The organism is Okeania sp., from assembly GCF_983059655.1.
The window spans coordinates 1-3,139 of record NZ_CEZPJD010000881.1 but is presented as its reverse complement, the minus strand read 5'-3'; the positions used below and the strand labels follow the sequence as shown (position 1 = coordinate 3,139).

Below are 3,139 nucleotides of genomic sequence, written 5' to 3'. Positions count from 1 at the left end.
GTATTTATAATGAAAAATGTTCTATTTTTGTTTTGAGAAAAAAATTAGTGACTACTACACCTCTAAATCCTACTTCCACTCAACAACCAGATACCCTCGGCAGATTTGGCCAGTTTGGCGGTAAATATGTCCCCGAAACATTAATGCCTGCCTTATTTGAGCTAGAAGCAGCCTACAAAAAATATAGTCAAGAACCTGCTTTCCAAAAAGAACTCCAACAACTTCTGCGAGACTATGTAGGTCGTCCTAGTCCTCTTTATTTTGCCGAACGTCTCACAACTCATTATGCCAGACCTGATGGCACAGGTCCACAAATTTACCTCAAACGAGAAGACCTCAACCATACTGGCGCCCACAAGATCAACAATGCTTTAGCTCAAGCTCTATTAGCTCTAAAAATGGGTAAAAAACGTGTCATTGCCGAAACAGGTGCTGGTCAACATGGTGTTGCTACTGCCACAGTTTGTGCTCGGTTCGGACTGGAATGTATCATCTATATGGGCGTTCACGATATGGAGCGTCAATCTCTCAATGTATTCAGAATGCGACTAATGGGAGCAGAGGTACGACCAGTGGAAGCTGGCACTGGCACCCTAAAAGATGCAACATCAGAGGCTATCCGAGACTGGGTGACAAACGTGGAGACTACCCACTATATTCTCGGTTCCGTTGCGGGGCCTCACCCATACCCAATGATGGTACGGGACTTTCATGCTGTTATCGGTCAAGAAACTCGTGTTCAATGTTTGGAAAAGTGGGGCGGTTTGCCTGATATTTTGATTGCTTGTGTTGGCGGCGGCTCTAATGCAATGGGTTTATTCCATGAATTTGTGAATGAGTCGTCAGTCCGAATGATCGGTGTAGAAGCAGGTGGTGAGGGAGTTGAGACGAATAAACACGCTGCTACTCTGACTCTTGGCCGTGTTGGTGTGTTGCATGGAGCTATGAGTTATTTGTTACAGGATCAGGAAGGTCAGATAATTGAACCTCATTCTATTAGTGCAGGTTTAGATTATCCTGGTGTTGGACCCGAACATAGTTTTTTGAAGGATAGCGGTAGAGCTGAATATTATAGTGTGACTGATAATGAGGCAGTGGCTGCTTTTCAACGTTTGTCTCAGTTGGAAGGTATTATTCCAGCACTGGAAACTGCTCATGCGATCGCTTATTTGGAAACTCTCTGTCCACAGTTAAGCGGTAGTCCCCGCATTGTGTTTAACTGTTCCGGACGTGGGGATAAAGATGTGCAAACAGTGGCTAAGTTTTTAGAGGGATAATTAGATTTATAAATAATTAATTGGTAGTGGACTGTTTCACCTAAAATAGTGCATTAGATTTGTCATTGCGAACGATAGTGAAGCAATCTCTAGCCAATTTTCTATTGCAACATTTAAGATGAAACAATCCAGTAGGGTGCGTTAGACGGCTAAAATTTAGGCTGTGAAAGGCATTTAACAATCCGTCGTAACGCACCGTTTTAGATATATAAATTCAGTCAAGTTGAAAAATGTTCAGTAATTAATATTAATCATCAAAATATTATAGTTTGCCTGCTCTAAAAATACTAATTACTTTTCTTTGTTGTCTCCTTTTTTGTTTGATTAATAATTGCATCGCAAATATAGTCACATATTCCTTTAATATTCCACGAGTATTTCCCATCATCATTACCTGGTAACTCTACCTCAAGTTTTTCTAACTGCATTTTAAATTCTTTTTCTAGTGCCATTTGCAATTCCATTAATACCAATTGGAATTTTATATTATCTAGCTTATTGAAACTAAAAATTGTCTCTGGTTTAACTCTTTCTATATTGATTTTCAACTCCTGACTAATTACTTTTTTAACTCTTTCTAAAATTTTACTTCTGACTAAAATTCTACTTCTAATTTTCTCCGCTTTTTTTTCAGCATCTTTTCTTATTAATTTTAATGCTATTTCTGCAAACTTATCTTCTTCAATTCTTTCTATTCTCTGACTGTTTATTGAATGTTTTTCCATTTGATCGTAGAACTTAATCAAGTAGGATTTGATCATTTCTTTTTTGTACCCTACAGGAATACCACCAATATTTTCTCCATACTTTTTTTCAATCTCAATTTCTTCTGAAGAAACATAATATTTAGGAACTGAATTTTCCAGAAAAAACATTAAATATGGATATTGTTTATTATTCTTGGTTTTAACTTGACTCAACAAAACTATTTCTAGTTTATCTAGGTGAGTAAATGCAATTCTTATGTTAGACGGCAAATTAATTTTTTTGCAGTAAACAAAATTGATTTTATCTAACTCTAATTTAAACTTTTCACTTGATAATTTAACAAGCATTTTTTTGAGAATAATCAAGTCAAATAAATCTCCAACTGTGGTAGAAAGCATATTATCTTGCATCTCCAATGGAAATTCTTTTTTGAGTGTTTTGGCTAGAGGAGTATTAGAAATCTTGGTATCGGTTGTTAATCCCAAGTCATTAATAAGATGACTATCTAAAGTTACTTTTTCTAAGCCAACTTTTAAGTATTTACTAATCATAATTTGAAGTTTCAGAAATTCTGGAAGCTGATTTTTATCCCTGCCAGACTTTTCTAGTGCTATCTCTATAGTTTTAATTCTTTCCGATTCAATTATGCGGTTTTTTTTCTCAATTTTTCTCCGTATTTCTGATTCAATACGGAATTTTTCTTCCTGATATTTTCTATGTTTTTCTGCTTCAAGCACCTTGACTTTTCTTCTTACTTCCTCTTGAATATATTGAGTAATAAACTCTTCCGCAATTTCAGCAAATTCTGATTCAGAAATATTTTCTCTTATCTGAGTATTCCTGGGTTTATCTCTGATTTCATCATAACCATAAATTACGGATTGTTTTGCTTTATTTTTTTCAGCATAAACCGTATATTTAGGATTTCCTTTTTCTAACAAAATCAACAAATATTGATATTTTTGATTATTCTTAGTTTGGAGTTGATTTAACAAAATTATTTCTAATTGGTCTGGATAGTTAAATATCTTGATATTTGTCTGAGATGGTAAATTAAATTTATTCTTTTTCCGATAAACCAGATTAGAGTTAGAAATATTTTCTCTGATTTGAGTAATTTTCCTGGGCATTTTTTCTGGGAGTTTAAAATTATT

Annotated in this window: 2 protein-coding genes; one reads left to right on the top strand and one right to left on the bottom strand. The window is 34.9% G+C overall.

Translation table 11 applies throughout. The features are described from left to right. The first annotated feature begins 47 nt into the window (after positions 1–47). Positions 48–1,277, top strand: a complete 1,230-nt coding sequence (gene trpB / locus AC3DU7_RS29680) for a tryptophan synthase subunit beta (RefSeq protein ID WP_488042839.1) — start codon at positions 48–50, stop codon at positions 1,275–1,277. Positions 1,278–1,564: 287 nt separating this feature from the next. Here the strand turns inward: trpB and AC3DU7_RS29675 are convergent. After that, a partial coding sequence (locus AC3DU7_RS29675; RefSeq protein WP_488042838.1) for an acyl carrier protein occupies positions 1,565–3,139 on the bottom strand: 1,575 nt, incomplete at its 5' end.